This window comes from Qipengyuania sp. YIM B01966 (assembly GCF_016461955.1).
Taxonomy (GTDB): Bacteria; Pseudomonadota; Alphaproteobacteria; order Sphingomonadales; family Sphingomonadaceae; genus QFOP01.
Map to the genome: position 1 here is coordinate 172,320 of NZ_JADMNM010000005.1, position 17,602 is coordinate 189,921.

18 protein-coding genes and 2 pseudogenes are annotated in these 17,602 nt (G+C 66.2%); 11 read left to right on the forward strand and 9 right to left on the reverse strand.

What is annotated here, in order from left to right; translation table 11 throughout:
- Window positions 1-24: 24 nt before the first annotated feature.
- The 9 genes from dapE to ILT46_RS08155 form a co-directional block, all read right to left on the reverse strand.
- Window positions 25-1,170 (reverse strand): succinyl-diaminopimelate desuccinylase, encoded by a 1,146-nt coding sequence (gene dapE / locus ILT46_RS08115; protein ID WP_370592388.1) that lies wholly within the window; start codon window positions 1,168-1,170, stop codon window positions 25-27.
- Window positions 1,167-2,099: a S1/P1 nuclease gene (locus tag ILT46_RS08120; RefSeq protein ID WP_199504116.1), complete on the reverse strand. Its 933-nt coding sequence runs from the start codon at window positions 2,097-2,099 to the stop codon at window positions 1,167-1,169. The genes dapE and ILT46_RS08120 overlap by 4 nt, the downstream gene beginning before the upstream one ends.
- Window positions 2,060-2,722, reverse strand: coding sequence for a glutathione S-transferase family protein (locus ILT46_RS08125; RefSeq protein WP_199504117.1), 663 nt, complete (start codon window positions 2,720-2,722; stop codon window positions 2,060-2,062). The genes ILT46_RS08120 and ILT46_RS08125 overlap by 40 nt, the downstream gene beginning before the upstream one ends.
- 76 nt (window positions 2,723-2,798) lie before the next feature.
- Window positions 2,799-3,428 carry a ribosome biogenesis GTP-binding protein YihA/YsxC gene (gene yihA, locus ILT46_RS08130; RefSeq protein ID WP_199504157.1) on the reverse strand — a complete coding sequence of 210 codons (630 nt, stop codon included), beginning with the start codon at window positions 3,426-3,428 and terminating at the stop codon, window positions 2,799-2,801.
- 29 nt (window positions 3,429-3,457) lie between these two features.
- Complete coding sequence (yidC, locus tag ILT46_RS08135) at window positions 3,458-5,293, reverse strand: membrane protein insertase YidC (protein WP_199504118.1); 1,836 nt, start codon at window positions 5,291-5,293, stop codon at window positions 3,458-3,460.
- Window positions 5,294-5,350: 57 nt separating this feature from the next.
- Window positions 5,351-5,560 carry a membrane protein insertion efficiency factor YidD gene (gene yidD, locus ILT46_RS08140; RefSeq protein WP_199504119.1) on the reverse strand — a complete coding sequence of 70 codons (210 nt, stop codon included), beginning with the start codon at window positions 5,558-5,560 and terminating at the stop codon, window positions 5,351-5,353.
- Window positions 5,557-5,970 (reverse strand): ribonuclease P protein component, encoded by a 414-nt coding sequence (gene rnpA / locus ILT46_RS08145; protein WP_199504120.1) that lies wholly within the window; start codon window positions 5,968-5,970, stop codon window positions 5,557-5,559. The genes yidD and rnpA overlap by 4 nt, the downstream gene beginning before the upstream one ends.
- 128 nt (window positions 5,971-6,098) lie before the next feature.
- A complete protein-coding gene (gene rpmH / locus ILT46_RS08150) occupies window positions 6,099-6,233 on the reverse strand; it encodes a 50S ribosomal protein L34 (RefSeq protein ID WP_199504121.1) in 135 nt (44 codons plus the stop codon).
- 84 nt (window positions 6,234-6,317) lie between these two features.
- Complete coding sequence (locus ILT46_RS08155) at window positions 6,318-7,106, reverse strand: alpha/beta hydrolase (RefSeq protein ID WP_233397099.1); 789 nt, start codon at window positions 7,104-7,106, stop codon at window positions 6,318-6,320.
- 130 nt (window positions 7,107-7,236) lie between these two features.
- Here ILT46_RS08155 and ILT46_RS08160 point away from each other — a divergent pair.
- The 11 genes and pseudogenes from ILT46_RS08160 to ILT46_RS08210 form a co-directional block, all read left to right on the forward strand.
- Window positions 7,237-7,875 (forward strand): annotated as a pseudogene (locus ILT46_RS08160) (magnesium chelatase domain-containing protein); the annotation flags it as partial.
- A gap of 219 nt (window positions 7,876-8,094) precedes the next feature.
- Window positions 8,095-9,162 (forward strand): hypothetical protein, encoded by a 1,068-nt coding sequence (locus ILT46_RS08165; RefSeq protein WP_199504122.1) that lies wholly within the window; start codon window positions 8,095-8,097, stop codon window positions 9,160-9,162.
- Between the two features lie 29 nt (window positions 9,163-9,191).
- Window positions 9,192-10,913: a recombinase family protein gene (locus ILT46_RS08170; protein WP_199504123.1), complete on the forward strand. Its 1,722-nt coding sequence runs from the start codon at window positions 9,192-9,194 to the stop codon at window positions 10,911-10,913.
- Between the two features lie 43 nt (window positions 10,914-10,956).
- Window positions 10,957-11,244 carry a helix-turn-helix domain-containing protein gene (locus tag ILT46_RS08175; protein ID WP_199504124.1) on the forward strand — a complete coding sequence of 96 codons (288 nt, stop codon included), beginning with the start codon at window positions 10,957-10,959 and terminating at the stop codon, window positions 11,242-11,244.
- Between the two features lie 224 nt (window positions 11,245-11,468).
- A complete protein-coding gene (locus tag ILT46_RS08180) occupies window positions 11,469-12,125 on the forward strand; it encodes a sensor histidine kinase (RefSeq protein WP_199504125.1) in 657 nt (218 codons plus the stop codon).
- Window positions 12,126-12,304: 179 nt separating this feature from the next.
- Window positions 12,305-13,435, forward strand: coding sequence for a DUF262 domain-containing protein (locus ILT46_RS08185; RefSeq protein ID WP_199504126.1), 1,131 nt, complete (start codon window positions 12,305-12,307; stop codon window positions 13,433-13,435).
- Window positions 13,432-14,541: a DUF3696 domain-containing protein gene (locus ILT46_RS12405; RefSeq protein ID WP_199504127.1), complete on the forward strand. Its 1,110-nt coding sequence runs from the start codon at window positions 13,432-13,434 to the stop codon at window positions 14,539-14,541. Before ILT46_RS08185 ends, ILT46_RS12405 begins: the two co-directional genes overlap by 4 nt.
- A 3-nt stretch (window positions 14,542-14,544) precedes the next feature.
- Window positions 14,545-15,504 carry a hypothetical protein gene (locus tag ILT46_RS08195; protein WP_199504128.1) on the forward strand — a complete coding sequence of 320 codons (960 nt, stop codon included), beginning with the start codon at window positions 14,545-14,547 and terminating at the stop codon, window positions 15,502-15,504.
- 119 nt (window positions 15,505-15,623) lie between these two features.
- Complete coding sequence (locus tag ILT46_RS08200; RefSeq protein WP_199504129.1) at window positions 15,624-16,139, forward strand: hypothetical protein; 516 nt, start codon at window positions 15,624-15,626, stop codon at window positions 16,137-16,139.
- 19 nt (window positions 16,140-16,158) lie between these two features.
- Window positions 16,159-16,434: a hypothetical protein gene (locus tag ILT46_RS08205; RefSeq protein WP_199504130.1), complete on the forward strand. Its 276-nt coding sequence runs from the start codon at window positions 16,159-16,161 to the stop codon at window positions 16,432-16,434.
- Window positions 16,435-16,486: 52 nt separating this feature from the next.
- A pseudogene (locus tag ILT46_RS08210) lies at window positions 16,487-17,602 on the forward strand (IS3 family transposase); the annotation flags it as partial.

Consider the following 17,602-nt stretch of genomic DNA (forward strand, 5'->3'; position numbering starts at 1 on the left):
AACACTCTGGCAGAGCAAGGGCAATCAGCCCGCCATCGCGGCGGTCGCGATGCGCCGGTAAATCGCTGCCAGCACGCGCAAATCGTCGACCGCCACCGCCTCGTCGCGCTTGTGCATCGTCGCGTTGGTCAGGCCGAATTCGATCACCGGGCACAGCGCCTTCAGGAACCGCGCATCGGATGTGCCGCCAGTGGTCGAGGCTTCGGGGACCAGCCCGGTCTCCGCCTCCACCGCCGCCGCGACGATATGCGAAAAGGCGCCGGGTTCGGTCAGGAATGCCTCACCCGAAATAATCGGCAGGATGGTTGCCCCGTGCCGCTCGGCAATCGCGCCGATCCGCTCGGCCAGCGCGGCGCCGGTATGCAGGTCGTTGAAGCGGATCGACAGGCGGGCTGTGGCGATTGGCGGGATGACATTGGTCGCCGGATTGCCGACCGAGATATCGGTGATTTCGAGGTTCGACGGCTGAAACCAGTCGGTCCCTTCATCGAGCACCAGCGCGTCAAGCTCCGCCAGCAAAGCGACCAGGCGGGGCAGCGGGTTGTCGGCCAGATGCGGATAGGCGACGTGCCCTTCGCGGCCCGCCACCTCGAGCCAGATATTGACAGAACCGCGCCGGCCGATCTTCATCACATCGCCCAGCCGGTGGACGCTGGTCGGCTCGCCCACCAGGCACAGATCGGGGATGGTGCCGGCAGCGCGCATCCGGTCGATCAGCGCGCGCGTGCCGTGGATCGCCGGGCCTTCCTCGTCCCCGGTGATGATGAAGCTGAGCGTGCCCGCCTCGGCCGGAATGTCCGCCACCGCCGCGACCATCGCCGCGATCGCGCCCTTCATGTCGACCGCGCCGCGCCCGTAAAGCATTTCGCCGCCCGGTTCGCCGCGCCGTTCGGCGGCGAAGGGCGCGCTGGTCCAGCCATCGCCGGGCGGAACCACGTCGAGATGCCCGGCAAAGGCAAAATGGCGGCTGCCGGGCGGGCCATGCCGGATCGCGAACAGGTTTTCGACCGGGCCATCGGGCGCGGCGCCATCCAGCTTCCGTTCCACCGCGAAGCCGAGGGGGCGGAGCATTCCCTCGAGTTCGTCGAATACCAGCCCTGTCGCCGGGGTCACGCTGGGCGCGGCAATCAGCCGTTCGGCTAAAGCCACGGGATCGAGTAGCGCGCTCACCGGGCATCCCCTGATGACGGGAGCGGGCCCGGAGCGAAGGCTTCGTCGAGCAGGCGCGCGATCCTGAGGCCCGCTTGGCGCAGGCGCTGTTCGGTATGCGGGAGCGAGGCAACGATTGCCTGCTGTTCGAGCACCGCCTGTGCGGGCAATGGCGGCGCGCCGGGCGCGCACGGGTCAACGCCATAGGCCCCTGAATAGGCAACGCTGCGGGCCAGTGCCCAGCTTTCGCGGCCCCATTCGGCGGCGTCGCCAGCAGCGAATTCTGTGCGCTCCTCCGCCGAGTAGCGCCGCACCAGCGGCGGCTGGGCCGAGCTGATGGCGCGTTCGGCTAGGGGTCCGTCCCAGATCGCGTGGAGGTTGTAACCGGGGATGATGCCATAGGCGACCTCGCGGTCGTTGCCTCCCCGATCGGCCAGATCGCCCGAATGCAGCGGCATATGCACATCGCCGATGAAATGGACGAGGAAGGCCAGCGCCTCGAGCCGGACATTGTCGGGCAGCGTTTCGTCGGCAAGCAGGCGGTGATTGCGCGCGATCTGCGCGGTCACGCAATTGCCGCCGCTGCAATTGCGCCGCGCGTCATAGGCCTCACAGATCGGCGCGGTGCGGTAATGCCAGGCGGCGGTATGGCCCCAGCGCCAGCCATCGCGGCGGATGCAATCGGGCCAGGTCGAAGCATCGGCAAGGCTGCGCAAGCGGCAATCGAGGGTGCCCAGCAACGGCTCTGCGCGCAGCAGGCGGGCGATGCCGGCGCGGGTTTGGGGGCGGATATTGGCGAGCGCAATCTGCGCTGTCGTCTCGTGCCCGAACCCACCCCAGGCGCGCAGCGGCGCCGCAAACGACCCTGTCAGCAGCGCGGCCAGCGCGGCCAACGCGAGCGCGGCGGCAATCAGGCCTGCGGGCGCTCTTCGTACTGGGCGATCACCCATTCCTCTTCCTCCGCCGCCTTGACCCATTGGCGCATCCATTCATGCTGCCAGATCGCCTCGGCATAGGCCTGGGCGAAGCCGGGCAGATTGACCTGATAGGTGATGAAGCGGCTGACTACGGGCGCGTAGAACACATCCGCTGCGCCGAAGGTGCCGAACAGGAACGGGCCGCCATTGCCGAACCGGGCGCGCGCTTCGGCCCAGAGCTGGAGGATGCGGACGATATCCGCCGCCGCCTGATCGGTAATCTGCGCGCCGTCGACCCGGCGGCGGACATTCATCGGGCATTCGCTGCGGAGTGCCTGATAGGACGAATGCATCTCCGCCACCATCGCCCGCGCCATGGCGCGCGGCGCGTCGGCTTTGGGCCAGAACCGTTCGCGCCCGACCTTGTCGGCGAGGTATTCGAGGATCGCCAGGCTGTCCCACACCACCGCCTCGCCATCCCACAGCACCGGCGCCTTGCCCGATGGCTGGAGGTCGCCGACCTTTTTCGCCTGCTCCCATTCCTCGCCATAGAGCGGGACGGTGATTTCCTCGAACGGGAGGCCCGATTGCTTGGCTGCGAGCCAACCGCGGAGCGACCAGCTCGAATAATTCTTGTTGCCGACGATCAGCTTCATTTTGCGCCCACCCTGCTGCTGTGGCGCCGGTTAGGCGTTCAGCCCCGACCTGTCGAGGCTGAACGAAACAGACGCTTCACACGCCCGCATCGGCCAGCACCGCGGCGCGCAATTCGGCAATCCCCATCCCTTTTTCCGCGCTGGTGACGTGAAGCTGCGGATAGGCCGCCGAATGCCGTCGCGCTTCGGCCTCGGTCGCCGCCAGCGTGGCGGCAAGCTCGCTCGCCTTGATCTTGTCGGCCTTGGTCAGCACCAGACGATAGCTGACGGCGGTTTCGTCCAGCATCTGCATCATCTCGCGATCGACGTCTTTAACCCCGTGGCGCGCATCGATCAGCACTAGCGTCCGGGTGAGCACCTGCCGGCCCTTGAGATAAGTGCGGACCAGTTCCTTCCACCGCTGCACTACCTTGAGCGGCGCCTTGGCAAAGCCGTAGCCGGGCATATCGACCAGCCGGAACAGCGTCGGCTCGCCTACCTCGAAGAAATTGAGCTCCTGCGTGCGCCCCGGCGTGACCGAGGCGCGGGCGATCGCCTTGCGGCCCGTCAGCGCATTGAGCAGCGAGCTTTTGCCGACATTGGAGCGGCCGGCAAAGGCGATTTCGGGAACCGTCGGTTCGGGCAGGAAGCGCAGTTCCGGCGCCGAGAGCAGGAACTCCACCCGGCCCGAAAACAGCTTGCCGGCTCGCTCGGCCAGTTCGGCCATACGGGCGGCCTCGTCCGGTGCCGTGTCGGTCACGCCCGGCCCTTGCGGCGGCGTACCTGGCGCGAGCCTTCCGGTGCCGATGGCGGCGGCGGAGGCGGCGGGGGCGGTGCCTCGCCCCGCGCGGCCCGGGCCTTGTCCTCGCGCTCCTTATCCGCCTGCGCGCGCAATTGCGGATGCTTGGAATAGAGATATTTCTGCTGCGCCAGCGTCAGGATGTTGGAGGTAATCCAGTACACAAGCAGGCCCGCCGCGAACGGCGCCATGACGAACATCAGGATCCAAGGCATGATGTTGAACATCTGCTGCTGGATCGGGTCCATCGCCGCCGGGTTCATCTTGAAGGTCAGCCACATGGTGAAGCCGAGCAGCACCGCCAGCACGCCTATCGCAAGGAAGCCGGGCGGCTGGAAATCGAGCAGGCCGAACAGGTTGAGAATGTGCGCCGGGTCGGGTGCCGAAAGATCCTTGATCCACAGCACGAACGGCTTGTGGCGCATCTCGATCGCCAGGATCAGCACCTTGTAGAGCGCGAAGAACACCGGGATCTGCAGCAGCATCGGCAGGCAGCCGGCCAGCGGGTTCACCCCTTCGGCCTTGTACAGCGCCATGATTTCCTGCTGCTGGCGCGGCTTGTCGTCCTTGTAGCGCTCCTGGATCGCCTTCATCTTGGGCTGGATCGCCTTCATCGCCGCCATGCTGGCAAAGCCGCGCTGGGCAATCGGGAACATGATCGCGCGCACGATTACCGTCAGCAGGATAATCGCTACGCCGAAATTGCCGACCAGATTGTACAGACTAGTCAGCAGCCAGAAGATCGGCTTTTCGAACCAGCGGAACCAGCCCCAGTCGATCGCCAGCCCGAAATTGGAAATGCCCTGCGCCTCGTACGCGTCGAGCACCGAGCTTTCCTTGGCCCCGGCAAACAGCCGCGTGGTGCGGGTCAGCTGACGGCCGGGTTGCAGCGTCACCGGCTGATAGACGAGGTCGGCGCGGAATACGTCATTGCCGAGCGCGCGGAAATCGGCCTCGGTCGCGGCCTTGGCTTCGGGGACAAGGGCCCCGAGCCAGTAAATGTCGGTAAAGCCGATCCAGTGCGGACGGCCTTCGGGGCGGGCCGTCCGCGCTTCTGCCAGATCGTCGTAATCGGGGCCGAATTCGACGCCCTTGCCGAAGGCGCCGATGGGCCCGGAATGGATGTTCCAGCTATCGAGGCTGGCGCTGCGCGAGGTGCGGTTGAGCGCCGCGAAGGGCCGCACCACGATCGGCCCGGCGGCGGTGTTGGCGACTGTCTGCGCGGCGCTGATCATGTAATGCTCGTCCACCGTCAGGCGGATGGTGAACAGCTGCCCCTGGCCGTTATTCCAGCGCAATGTGACCGGGTTCGCCTGGGTCAACGGCCCGCCTTCGACCTGCCACACGGTCTGCGCGTTGGGAGTGGCGACGCCCTCACCCAACCAGCCGAATTGCGCGAATTGTTGCGCCGGGGTGCCGGCGGGCGAGAACAGGCGCACCGGGCCGGAATCCTGCTCGACCGACTGGCGGTGATTTTTCAGCACGATATCATCGATCCGCGCGCCGACCGGGTTGATCGAGCCCGAAACCCGCTCGCCATCGATCGCCACGCGACCTGGCTGGCGCAGGATAGTGGCGACATCGCGCGCTTCCTCTGCGATGTCGGCCGGATCGGTCAGCCCACCTTCGCGTGTATGCACCACCTTGCTTGCCCCAGGCGCGCTGGCCGCCGAGGTTTGCACAGCGGCGGGCTTGGCCGCCGGCTGGGGGTAGAAATAGCGCATCCCCGCGTCCCAGCCGATCAGCATGATCGCGCACAGCACAACGGCGAGCAGCAGGTTACGGTCTTTCAAGGTCGGGGCTTTCGGTTCGTCGGGCGCGGCGGCCCTTGGTGTCTCGTTCCTGCCGCGTCAGGGGACCGGATCGTATCCTTGGCCTCCGAACGGGTTGCAGCGCAATATACGCTTAAACGCCAGCCAGCCACCCCTGATCGCGCCGTGTTTTTCGAGCGCTTCGATCGCATATTGCGAGCAGGACGGCATATAGCGGCAGGTGGGAGGCAGAATGGCCGACGGGCCCAGCTGCCAGCCGCGTGCAATCAGGATGAGCAGGCGCTTCACGCGTTCGCATTACCGGCAGGCGGAGCGTTGGCCAAGCGCTGTGGGTGGCCCCGCTGTCCCGCACGGCGCGGCGGATCGCCCTTGCCCGCGCGCGCACGGCATAACGCGGCGATCAGCTCTTCGCGCAACAGGGCAAAATCGCGCTCCACCCCGCCTTCGCGGCCGATCAGGACATGGTCATGCGCGGGCAGGCCGTGCTCCGGCAGCACCTCGCGCAGCAAGGCCCGGAACCGGCGCTTCATGCGGTTCCTGACCACCGCATTGCCGATCTTCTTGGTCACGGTGATGCCCATTCGCATCGTCTCGCCGCTATTGCCGCGGGCCAGCAGCACGAAACCGGGCCGCGCGACCCTGAGCCCGCGATTCGCCGCGAGGAAATCGGCGCGCTTGCGGATGGTGTCGACGGTCATCGTCAGATTACGACCGGATCAGGCGCACAAACGCAAACGGGCCCCCATGCGGGAGCCCGTCAGCGCGAGAACGCCACAGCCAGCCTGTCCGGCGGGGCAGCGCGCGGAAAAGCGCGCCATCCGGCGGTTCAGGCGCTGAGCACCTTGCGGCCACGGCGGCGGCGGGCGCGCAGGATCTTGCGACCACCCGGCGTCGCCTTGCGGGCGAAAAAGCCGTGGCGCCGCGCGCGAACGAGATTGCTGGGCTGAAAAGTCCGCTTCATGACGAAACCTCGAAACCCCTTTTCGGGGAAAGACAAACAAAAAGGGCCGCCCGCTGGAGGCGACCGCCTGTATGGAGCGCGCGCTTAAGGGAGCGCTGCCGCCAAGTCAAGATAGGCGATGTGGGGATTGTCGTTGGCCGCGGCAGGTGCACCGGCATCCGCCGCCACCCAGCGCCGCATCTCGCTCGCACCCAGCCAACGTGCGTTATCGAACGGTGCGGCATTGGTCATCGCATAGAAACGCTGCGCCTCGGCCGCGCTCATGCCCATTTCGCGGTAATAAGCGAGATAGAGATTATGCACAGGGTGATCGGCGGCATATTCGCTCGCCTCGTGCCCGCTGCTGTCGAGCCAGGCGTGAACCGCGAATTCCGCCCCGTCATCGATCCGCCGCGTCGCGCCGGCGAGGAAAAGCTCCACCGCACCCGACCGCACCGAACCGCCGCGCGGGACGTGCGTGGCGATCCCGGCGGCGCGAATCATCCGCCCCAGCCGCAGGTTCGCGCTATCGTCCGCCGTGCCCGGGCAATCGCGCAGTTCCAGCGTGGTGACGCCGGGAAAGGCGCGGAGCAGCGCCGCAAAATGCGCCGGGCTGGCACTGTCGGTAAGACCATTGAGCACCGCTCGGCTGCCACCGGGGGCAATCGCGAACGGCCCGAAGCGAGCCGCACCCGGCAGCGAGGGTACTTCAGCAGCGGATGGAGAGGCCGCAGGCGTATGCGCCACAAAGCGTTCGGAGCCGGGCACCTCGACCCAGCGCCCGCTCGCCTCGTCCCATTCCTCGACCACCCAGCTTTCGGACAGCACTTGCGCGGCCACCGGCGCGGCTAAAGCCTGGAGCAACAGGGCGCAAAGGAATGCGAAAAAGCGCATGGCATCCTCCTGCGCCCGGCAATCTTGCGCGATTGCCAAGCGAATTGCCTAAGCAGCGGTTAATGCTGGCAATCGCTCTCGACAGCCGAGGGACGAGCGGTCACAAGGGCGGCCGCAAACGGGGGTCAGCTTGGTCGCACTGGTTCGGACGGTCGCCTATCTCGGGCTGGAGGCGCGCAGCGTCGAGGTGCAGTGCCAGCTCGCCGCCGGGCTGCCGCGCTTCAACGTCGTCGGGCTGGCCGACAAGGCGGTCGGCGAAAGCCGCGAGCGGGTGCAGGCCGCGCTCGCCGCGATGGGGCTGGCGCTCCCGCCCAAGCGCATCACCATCAACCTCTCGCCCGCCGATCTGCCGAAGGAAGGCAGCCATTACGATCTGCCGATCGCGCTGGCGCTGCTCGCGGCGATGGGCGTGACCGATGCCGAACAATTGGGCGAATGGATCGCGGTCGGCGAACTCGCGCTCGATGGCCGCGTGGTGCCCTCCCCCGGCGTGCTGCTGGCCGCGCTGCACGCCAGCGAACAGGGCGCGGGCCTGATTTGCCCCGCCGCGCAGGGGGCGGAAGCGCGCTGGGCCAGCGGCGTCGCGGTGTGCGCCGCGCCCGACCTGCTCTCGCTGCTCAACCACCTCAAGGGGACGCAGCAATTGCCGGAAGCGCAGCCCGGCGCTGCGGCGATTGAGCCCCCCGGCCCCGATCTGCGCCAGGTGAAGGGGCAGGAGGTCGCCAAGCGTGCGCTCGAGATTGCCGCCGCAGGCGCGCACAATCTGCTAAGGTAAGGTACGGCTACACTTTGATCGCAAATCCGATGTCTTCTCGCCATCTCACCGGTGCGTGAACCGCGAATAGCGCGACCGGAACCGGAGGCGTCAAGTATCGCCTAGCCAGCCCGCAGAACGCCACCGAGGAAGAAAATGTAAAGGGCGGAATGTCTACCAGTGTAGCATTCGAAGGGGAGGAAAAGCCTTCCCGGTGCTCGGTAAGGACAACATATGACCACCAACAACGACGAACCGAAGATCCTGCCGCGCTCGTTCATCGCGCGCATAACGGAGCATCTCGCGAAGATCACCGATGACCCGATAGCGGTCAGGTCCGAATGGCGGATGCCCATCGAGGAGTATCCTGTCGCCTATACGCTCAACGTGCCTCTCGACGCGGAACTCGTCGTGCCGCTCGTCCCGCGGCACGCAGACTTCGAGAGGATGCGTCATGAGGACATCGAACGGGAGGCGCTCGCATTCGCCAATGCGCTGGTCAACCTGAACAGAGGACGGCGCTTCCTCCAGGACTACGCCCGCAAGATCCGCCGCGAGGCCCTCATCGAGGTCGAGAAGATCCGCGGGAACGGCGTCGACATGCGCTTCAACGGCATCAGCTTCAGGGAGACCCGCGCCGATGCCCTTACCCAAGACGACTGGAAGAGCGCCCTCTTCCACGTCATCGCGGAGGTGCGGATCAGCATATGCGGCCTCTCCGGACTGCGCGAGGAGCAGATCATCTGCGTAGAGGAGCCGCACCACGTCGCGCAGGCCCTGGTGGACGATGCCGAGCGTCAGCAGGAGTGGCAGGATGCCCGTGATCTCCTCGACCGGCAGCAGGCCGATCTGCGGATTGGCCGCGTCTGCCTCGAGGTGATCAAAGCGACTGGCATCCCGCTCGAGCATGTACTGCAATCAATCGGACGAGGCGAACGCTGGTACCACACCGGCGAGGACGGCGGGATGGCGATCGCGGGACAGTGCGAAGGCAAGGTCGAAGCAAGTCTCGAGATGCGCAACGGCTACTGGAACGGCAGGGAGCTCTCGCTGACCGGTCCGGAGGCCGACCAGGCCGGGAAGACCGTCAGGAAGGGCCCCGACCTATTCTCGCATCCCGCCTTCACGGACGTTCTCATTGAGAATGGGCTGTCGGCAGAAAGTCCCGGTACCTGCGTCAAGGTCGACAATCCCGCCGACTGGCTCGTCGACCTCGAGAGCGGCCGCATCTGGCAGGACGCTGCCGACCAGCTTCCGATCGGGGAGGCTGCAGACCGGACCCCTGAACCGGTCCTGGACTAGTCGCACGCCCAAGGGTCGGCCGTTCGTGGATGGCCGACCCTTGGCAACCATCGAAGGGCATTCCGTCAGCCGCAATGGACTGCGTGATCTACATGAGGTGGTCGAGCGCCGAACAGGGCAAGGGCTCGACGCTCGAGCGCCAGACCCGCGACTGCCGCGAATACGCGGCGGCGCAGGGCTGGAACGTGATCGACGAGCTCGTCGACGACGGGATCAGCGCCTACAAGGGCGAGCACGCCAACACTGGCAGGCTCGGCGACTTCGTCCGCGCGGTCGAGGCGGGTGAGTATCCCGAAGGGGTGATCCTGCTCTGCGAGAAGCTCGACCGCCTCTCGCGGCAGGCTCCCAGCCGCGTTTTCCTCTGGATGATCCAGCTCACGGAGGCCGGCGTCGTCATCGCGACCGTAGACGGCGGCCGCCAGTACTCCAACGGCCAGTTCGACATGGCGGCGATCATCGAGGTCGTGGTCAAGGCGCAGCTCTCGCACGAAGAATCGGAGAAGAAGAGCCAGCGGCTGGCCGCGGCTTGGGAGGCGAAGAGGCGGCGTCTCCAGGCAGGCGAGACCTTTGTGATGTCGAGGCGCATTCCCGGCTGGCTCCGGGTCGAGGGCACGCCGCCCCGCTTCGCCATCGACGAGGCAAGGGCAGCGATCGTGAGGAGGATCTTCGAGGAGACGGTCAGCGGTTACGGCAAGCACCACATCGCGCGCAACCTGAACCGGGACGGCATTCCTCCCTTCGGCCGCGCCGACGGCTGGCACTCCTCCTACATCCAGAAGATACTGAAGAGCATCGCGGTGCTCGGCGAATTCCAGCCGAGCCGCAAGCCGCGCGGATCGCCGCGCGAAGCGGTCGGCGACGTCATCAGGGGCTACTACCCGCCCGTGATAGACGCGGCGCTCCATCGCCGGGCTATGGCGGCGATGGCCGACCGTAGCCGCAAGACGGCGGGGCGCGGCCGCCGCCTCGTAAACCTGTTCTCGGGCCTCGCGTTCTGCGGTGTATGCGGGTCCAAGATGACCTTCCGGGGCAAGGGCAGCAAGCTGCGCGCCGACGGGACCGTGGTCAGCGAGGACTACCTGATCTGCGACAGCTACCAGCGCGGACGCGGCTGCGACAGCGGCACGCACTTCAACTACCGTCTCTGGGAAGACGGCATCCTGGGTCCCTCGATTTGCGAGGCGCTTTGGGAGCGCCAGACGGCCCCGACCGCCGAGGTCAACGAACTCGAGATTGCGCTCGCCGAGGCCGAGCGGGAGCAGCAGGCAACCCGATCCAAGGCCGCACTGGCGCTCGATCTCGCGCTCGAAACGAACCGCCAGGAGCCGCGGTCGGCCTGGATGGCGCTGGTGGCGGAAGCCGACCTCCTGGATGCCAGGATCGGGAGCCTGCGCGACCGGCTGACGATCCTGCGGGGCCAGGTGACTCCTGAGGAGAATATCGAGCGCATCACGTCGCTGCAGGACGCGCTGCAAGACGATGACGAGGACGTGCGATTCGAGGCGCGATCGAAGATCATGGCGGCCCTGCATAACCTGATCACGCGGGTGACCTTCCACCCCCCAGCCTACGTGGTCGCCGACATGATCGGCGACCGGGAGGCGCACATCGAATACAACGACCTCATGGGCGACACCGAGTGGACCATGTCGAGGAAGGACGGCCAGCCCTTCGCGCTTCCATGGCGATCGGAGCTCGAAGCCTTTAGAGAGACCATGACCCCAGGAGAACGGCGAACGGGGACAAAGTAGCGCCAGGGCTGCAAACTTCGCAGCCGCGTCGTAACGTGCGGCCATGGCGGGTGACATCGATTCGGGCGACAGGGCGCTTGCCGACAGCTTCGGCCGATGTCTGACGCGTCAGCGGGAAGCCGCCGATATCTCCATGTCAAAACTCGCCGAGCTCTCCGGCATGTCGCGGGCCTACATCTGGCGCCTCGAACAGGGACAGACGCTTCCCTCCCTGAGGAACGTCGCCCGCATCGCGGTCGCATTGGAGATGCCCGTCGCGCGGCTGATCGAGGGACTCGATACCTCGGCACTGCGTCTCACGAACCGAGACTACGACAAGCCGCGGGATTGATCGGTCGAGGCGGTTGGACGCGTCGACGTCCCGTCATTCCTGCCGACCGACTAGCTCCGGCGAAGCGATTTCGACCGTGACGCCTCTCCCGCTGGAACGCGGGCCCTCCCCAGTGTCGACTGATCCATTCGCAGGCCACCGCCCGACACCACCGGTCGGCATCGGCCGCTATTGACAAGCCGAGCAGTCTGTATACTTTATAGTATACCTAAAGAGGCAACGGCATGACAGCGTACAGATACCACTCGTCAGCATGGATCGAGACCGCCCTGATCGACGAGGCGCGCCACCGGCACGCCAACGAGTTCGCCAGCGCGCTCGCGAGCCTGCACCTCGTCAAGGCCCGGATGGACAGGAGCGACCCGCTCATCGAGGACGCCATCGCGCGGCTCGAGGCCGGCGTGCGCCTCGAACGGCACCTGCTCGACTGCGGGACGCCCGACCTCCACGGGGCCCTGCTGAAGCTATGCGCCCTCATCAGCGTGACGCGCCCTTCGCAACCGCACTTCCAGCTCGAAATCCGGCAACGTCCCTTCATCCGTGACAGGACCCAGATGAAGCTGATACTGCTCATGGCCTACGAGCTCCTCGTCAACGCCGCGAAGCATGCGGTCGCGGTGCCTGACCCCATCGGCGTGCGCCTTGACATTCAGGCCAGCCAGCTCGTCCTCATCGTCCGGAACGTCGCCGCGGGCAGACCGCTGGGCAGCCCCCCGCCAGGTTCCGGCACGCGGATCGTCCGCTCGCTGGCCGAGCAGCTGCAGGGCGAATTCGTCAGACGGCGCTTGCGCGGCCAGATCCATTCGCGACTGAGAATCCCGTTCCTACTGGCATCCGCCGCCGGCCAGCCGGGTTCCGAAGGCGCAGACGGGGAGGATTGAAGCCCTCTTGACCACGGTGCCTCGCTACATTTCCAGCCAACATACAAGCGGACGTCAGATCGCAATCCGCATGGCTTGCACAGTATCGGATGCCGCCGCCCCCAGTCACGCCCGCGACCCGCACCTCGGCTGCAAGTAATCGCTCGACAGATGCGACCGGCGGCGGATAGCTACCGTGCATGGCAGACGACATCGAGCAGACGGGCATCCTCGAAGGAGAGGAACTCGAGGGATACGATCTGGCGGCGGGGGACGGCTGGGGGGACTACCCCCTCGACGCGGTCTTCGTGCGCACGGAGCAGAGGACGGTCGGCGAGGTGGTCGCCCGCATCCAGAAGGGCCGCTACATCCTCGATCCCGACTTCCAGCGTGACTTCGTCTGGTCGAACGCCAAGCAGTCGAAGCTGATCGAGAGCTGCGTGATGCGGATCCCGCTGCCGGTGTTCTACGTCGCCGAGGCGAAGGACGGCCGGATCATCGTGGTCGACGGCCTGCAGCGCCTCACGACGTTCGCCCGCTTCCTCAACAACGACTTCCGGCTCACCGGGCTCGTGACCGAGGACGACTCCGGTTCGCACGAGCTGGAGGGCAAGCACTACGAATCCCTGCCGATCAGCCTGCAGGAGCGCGTGAGCGACACGCAGCTCACCATGTACATCCTCGACGCCAAGGCTCCCGAGAGGGCCAGGCTCGACATCTTCGAGCGCGTCAACAGCGGCGCCGTGCTCACGCGTCAGCAGATGCGCAACGCGCTCTACAACGGCCCCGCTACCCAGTGGCTCAAGGCGGCGGCCGACGGGGAGTCCTTCCAGGAGGCAACCGGCGGCTCCCTCTCCAGCAAGATGATGCGCGACCGGGAGGCCATCAACCGGTTCGCCGCCTTCGCGCTCCTCGGCTGGGAGTCCTACGCCTCGGGCGACATGGACCTCTTCCTGGCCAAGGCCCTGCAGCACCTCGCATCCCTGTCCGACGACGAGCGAAAGGGCCTGCGCACCAGCTTCGACAGGGCCATGGCCCTCAGCTACAAGCTCTTCGGACAGCACGCCTTCCGCAAGTCACTGGCGAACGAGGATCCCGGCATCGCCCGCAGCGTGATCAACATCTCGCTCTTCGAGGTTAGCGCGGTCGTCCTCTCGCGGATCGCACACGATCTCTCGGATGCCGACGAGGAGGAAATACGGCAGACCATCGCCGCGCTCGTTGAGGCCGAGGAGTTCAGCCGGGCCATCACCTACTCGACGAACAGCACGCAGGCCGTGCGCGCGCGCTTCTCGATCCTCTCCCATGCGCTCGAGGAGCATCTCCTGTGAATCCGCCGCTTACCTCGCTCCGCATCAGCCAGTTCAAGTGCTTCGAGGATCTCGAGGTCCCGCTGCGGCCGCTCACGCTGCTCACGGGCTTCAACGGGGCGGGCAAATCGACCGCCATCCAGTCGCTCCTCCTGCTCGCGCAGGGAGCGAAGTCGGGCAGCTGGGACGCGTCCGCAGCCGAATCCCCGCTGCCGCTCAACGGCGACATCGTGCGTCTCGGATCGATCGGCGACGTTGTCCGAACCGGCGCTCCGGGAGGGCGCATCCGCTTTTCCGTGCGATCGGCAACCGAAGGCATCGACGTCTCACTGACCGGTCGCTCGGGTGCGCGGACGCTGACCGCCCATGTCGAGGGCGACGCGTCGCGCGGATCGCTCCCGAGGACGCTCGACCGCCTCGTGCACATCAGCGCCGTCCGCGCAGGTCCCGCCGATTCCTTCCCCATGCCCGACAGACCCCGCGGCGACGCGCCCGACGTGGGGTCGGACGGCAGGTTCGCGAGCTACTGGTACCACGAGCTGGCGGACAACCCCGTGGAGAAGGAACGACGTCTTCTTGGGACGGATGGCGACGCGTTCCGCCGACAGCTCGACGCTTGGCTCGACTTCCTCGCGCCGGGGGCGAACGCCAACGTGCTAAGCCTGCCCGGCGCCGCCGCGATGGCACTGCAGTTCCGCCTCTCCGGCACGGGCGAATGGAAGCGTCCCGCGAACGTCGGCTATGGCCTCACCTACGCCTTCCCGATCCTCGTGCAGCTGCTCGCCTCTTCGGTCGGCGACGTGGTCGTCATCGACAGCCCGGAAGCGCACCTCCATCCGCAGGCGCAGTCCCGGATGGGCCGTCTCCTCGCGACCTTCGCGGCCGCCGGACTGCAGATCCTGGTCGAGACGCACAGCGACCATGTCCTGAACGGAGCGCGCCTGGCGGTCGCGGACGGCACCATCGGTTCCGAGGACGTGGGGCTCGCCTTCTTCGCGGGAGCCGGCGAGGAAGGACACGGCGTGACCACCCCCGGTGTCGACGCCAGGGGCAGGATCGACGACTGGCCCGAGGGGTTCTTCGACCAGATCGACGCCGACGTGGCGCGCCTGTCCGGCTGGGCCTAAACGATGTGGTTCATCAACGACGCCTCCCTGCAGGGGCAGTTCGCCGACCGCGCCGGGTTCCGCGACATCCTGCGCGAGCTCGTAATCATGCGCGGCAGGCTGACTGGCTTCCGGAACAACCTGCGCGTATCCAAAATGCTGCCCCAGGCTCCCGTCGACGGGAGCGCCACGCTCCGCGAAGTCGTGGCCACCGACGCGGACAGGGACCTGAAGTCGGCGGTGATGAACTGGCTCGATCGCAACGGCCCGTTCGTCGAGGACGACATCACGTACGAGGAGGACGACTACTTCGAATACGAAGGCTTGCCGGTCACCAACAGCGGTCTCGGAGAGGCCGCTCGCCGCACGAAGGCGGGACGCACCTGCACCACGTTCAGCTTCGCAGGCGGCGACATCGACTTCGCGGTCGATCCACTCGTCACCGACCACGGACTGGAGGAGGACCGGCTCGGACGGTATCCCGTCGCCAACCGCTGGGACATGGCCGCGCTCGAGGCGGAGATACTGGCCTCCCAGCCCACTCCCACGACCTGGCGCGAGCTCGTCGACACCGCGCGGATCCGCTTCCCGCATCTCGACATAGCGGACCTCCATGCGGACCCGACTCTCGCGCGCCAGCCGTTCGCCGCATCGACCGCAAAGTCGGTGCTCACCCTGATGGAGCACCTCGAACGCTACGCCGCGGACCGCCAGCCGGATGGGTCCGTGGGCCCGGTGGGCCAGGAGGTCATTGAACACCTGTTCAGCGGCGACAACGCGAAGTTCAGCGACGAATCCGCGAGCAATATGGCTGAGTACAGGGACAAGCTGATGTTCAGGACGCCGGACGGCCGCGACATCTGCGCTTCGTGGCACGCGAAGATATCCCACCGGTACTTCCGGATGCACTTCGAATGGCCGCTCCGCGCAGGAACCGACCGGATCGCCATCGTCTACCTCGGGCCCAAGATCACCGTGAGCTGAAGGCCCGCGTAGGCGATCCACTAACGAGGCGCTGTCGAGCGCATAATCCGGGGCCAAGCCCAAAGGGAAAGGGAGATCGAGGGGGTTCCTCCTGCGAAACAGCAGGAAGGAATGGAAAAATGAAGCAGGCCGAGCTCGCCGAAGCGCTGCGGCGCATCGCCGACAACCAGGACCTCACGCTCTTCTCGAGGACACTGGGGCGATGCTGCGCCCACGCGCTCTTCGAGGGACGGATCCCCGTCATGGAGATCACGATCCTCCGCCTATCTACACATAGGACCGACAAGAGCCGCGAAACCGGGGAACTGGACTCGTTCACCGACCGCCGGCTACTCGACGCGGCGCTGGTGGCCGCCGCCGATGTCGCGCAGGCGGAAGGAGGCACGCCGGATGCCAGATCGAGCATTGCCACGAGATCTCTCGTCGCAGCCGTCGGCCACGACCTTCTCCTTCACGCGGGGCAACTCCTCAAGCGGTCGGAAACCGGCCTCGCGTTCCTCGACCTGGCACAAGGACTCGCCATCCTGGGCGATACGGAGGGGAGATACGGTCCCGAAATCCGCGAGGAGACCAAAAGGGAACTCGCAGACCTCATCGCCATCATGCAGGAAGCATACGCGATCCACCTTCCCTGACCTAAAAGGACATATGGTCATGACCATCAGCGTAAGCGGACTCGTCGCCGCGTGGATCGAGGGACTGCGTCCCGACGCGGCCAATGAGGTCGTCGGCACCCTCGCGTCCCTGCAGGACGGGCAGCGGCGATACATCCACGACACGAGCGGCAGCCCCCTCGACGGACTGCGGTGGCATGCGGTGACCCTCACGCGGACAGGTGACTTCGTGGACGCGAGCTTCCACTACGGGGAAGTGCTGTTCGCGACCGATTGCGCAGCGTGTCCCCCGTCAGCGCCAATGGCACAGATTTGAGGTTGTGAATTAAGGAGTGTTGGGGCTTCGTCGTAGTGACGAAGGAACGAAGATGAAGCCCCAACACTCCTTGAAAAAATCGCCTGCCAAGGCCCCTGCTGAGCGGGTGGTGAAGGACATCCGGCGGCAGACCCGGCGGCATTTTTCGGCCGAAGACAAGATCCGCATTGTGCTCGATGGGCTGCGTGGCGAAGACAGCATTGCTGAACTATGCCGCAAGGCAGGCATTGCCCAGAGCCTGTATTACACCTGGTCGAAGGAGTTCATGGAAGCGGGCAAGCGGCGCCTGGCGGGTGACACGGCTCGTGCCGCGACCAGCGGCGAGGTGCAGGACCTGCGCCGCGAAGCCCGCGCTTTGAAGGACTGCGTGGCCGACCTGACGCTCGAAAACCGACTGCTCAAAAAAAGCATGATCGCGGAGGGGGGCGACGACGAATGAGATATCCCGCATCCGAGAAGCTCGAGATCATCCGGATCGTCGAGCAGTCGCATCTGCCGGCGAAGCTCACCCTCGACAAGCTGGGGATCGCACGCCGGACGTTCTACCGCTGGTACGACCGGTTCCTCGAAGGCGGACCGGAGGCGTTGGAAGATCGGCCATCCGCACCGAGCCGCGTGTGGAACCGGATCCCGCCTGACATCCATGATCAGATCATCGAACTGGCACTGGAGCAGTCCGAGCTGAGCCCACGGGAGCTGGCGGTGCGCTTTACCGACGAAAGGCGTTACTTCGTGTCGGAAGCCACGGTTTACCGCCTTCTGAAGGCCCATGACCTGATCACCAGCCCGGCCTATGTGGTGATCAAGGCCGCCGATCAGTTCCACACCAAGACCACCCGGCCGAACGAGATGTGGCAGACCGACTTCACATACTTCAAGATTATCGGGTGGGGCTGGATGTACCTGTCGACCGTGCTCGACGACTTCTCACGCTACATCATCGCCTGGAAGCTGTGCACCAACATGCGCGCCGAGGACGTGACCGACACGCTGGACATGGCACTGGCCGCATCGGGCTGCGACAGCGCCACGGTGCTGCACAAGCCAAGGCTGCTCAGCGATAACGGCCCGAGCTACATCGCCGGCGAACTGGCCGAATACATCGAAGCCCGGAAGATGAGCCATGTGCGCGGTGCCCCGCTACACCCGCAGACCCAGGGCAAGATCG

Coding starts and splice junctions, on each gene's coding strand:
- ILT46_RS08120 (WP_199504116.1), bottom strand. CDS start 2,099: ATGGGTGATCGCCCAGTACGAAGAGCGCCCGCAGGCCTGATTGCCGCC.
- ILT46_RS08125 (WP_199504117.1), bottom strand. CDS start 2,722: ATGAAGCTGATCGTCGGCAACAAGAATTATTCGAGCTGGTCGCTCCGC.
- yihA (WP_199504157.1), bottom strand. CDS start 3,428: ATGGCCGAACTGGCCGAGCGAGCCGGCAAGCTGTTTTCGGGCCGGGTG.
- rnpA (WP_199504120.1), bottom strand. CDS start 5,970: ATGACCGTCGACACCATCCGCAAGCGCGCCGATTTCCTCGCGGCGAAT.
- rpmH (WP_199504121.1), bottom strand. CDS start 6,233: ATGAAGCGGACTTTTCAGCCCAGCAATCTCGTTCGCGCGCGGCGCCAC.
- ILT46_RS08155 (WP_233397099.1), bottom strand. CDS start 7,106: ATGCGCTTTTTCGCATTCCTTTGCGCCCTGTTGCTCCAGGCTTTAGCC.
- ILT46_RS08165 (WP_199504122.1), top strand. CDS start 8,095: ATGACCACCAACAACGACGAACCGAAGATCCTGCCGCGCTCGTTCATC.
- ILT46_RS08170 (WP_199504123.1), top strand. CDS start 9,192: ATGGCCGACCCTTGGCAACCATCGAAGGGCATTCCGTCAGCCGCAATG.
- ILT46_RS08175 (WP_199504124.1), top strand. CDS start 10,957: ATGGCGGGTGACATCGATTCGGGCGACAGGGCGCTTGCCGACAGCTTC.
- ILT46_RS08180 (WP_199504125.1), top strand. CDS start 11,469: ATGACAGCGTACAGATACCACTCGTCAGCATGGATCGAGACCGCCCTG.
- ILT46_RS08185 (WP_199504126.1), top strand. CDS start 12,305: ATGGCAGACGACATCGAGCAGACGGGCATCCTCGAAGGAGAGGAACTC.
- ILT46_RS08195 (WP_199504128.1), top strand. CDS start 14,545: ATGTGGTTCATCAACGACGCCTCCCTGCAGGGGCAGTTCGCCGACCGC.
- ILT46_RS08200 (WP_199504129.1), top strand. CDS start 15,624: ATGAAGCAGGCCGAGCTCGCCGAAGCGCTGCGGCGCATCGCCGACAAC.
- ILT46_RS08205 (WP_199504130.1), top strand. CDS start 16,159: ATGACCATCAGCGTAAGCGGACTCGTCGCCGCGTGGATCGAGGGACTG.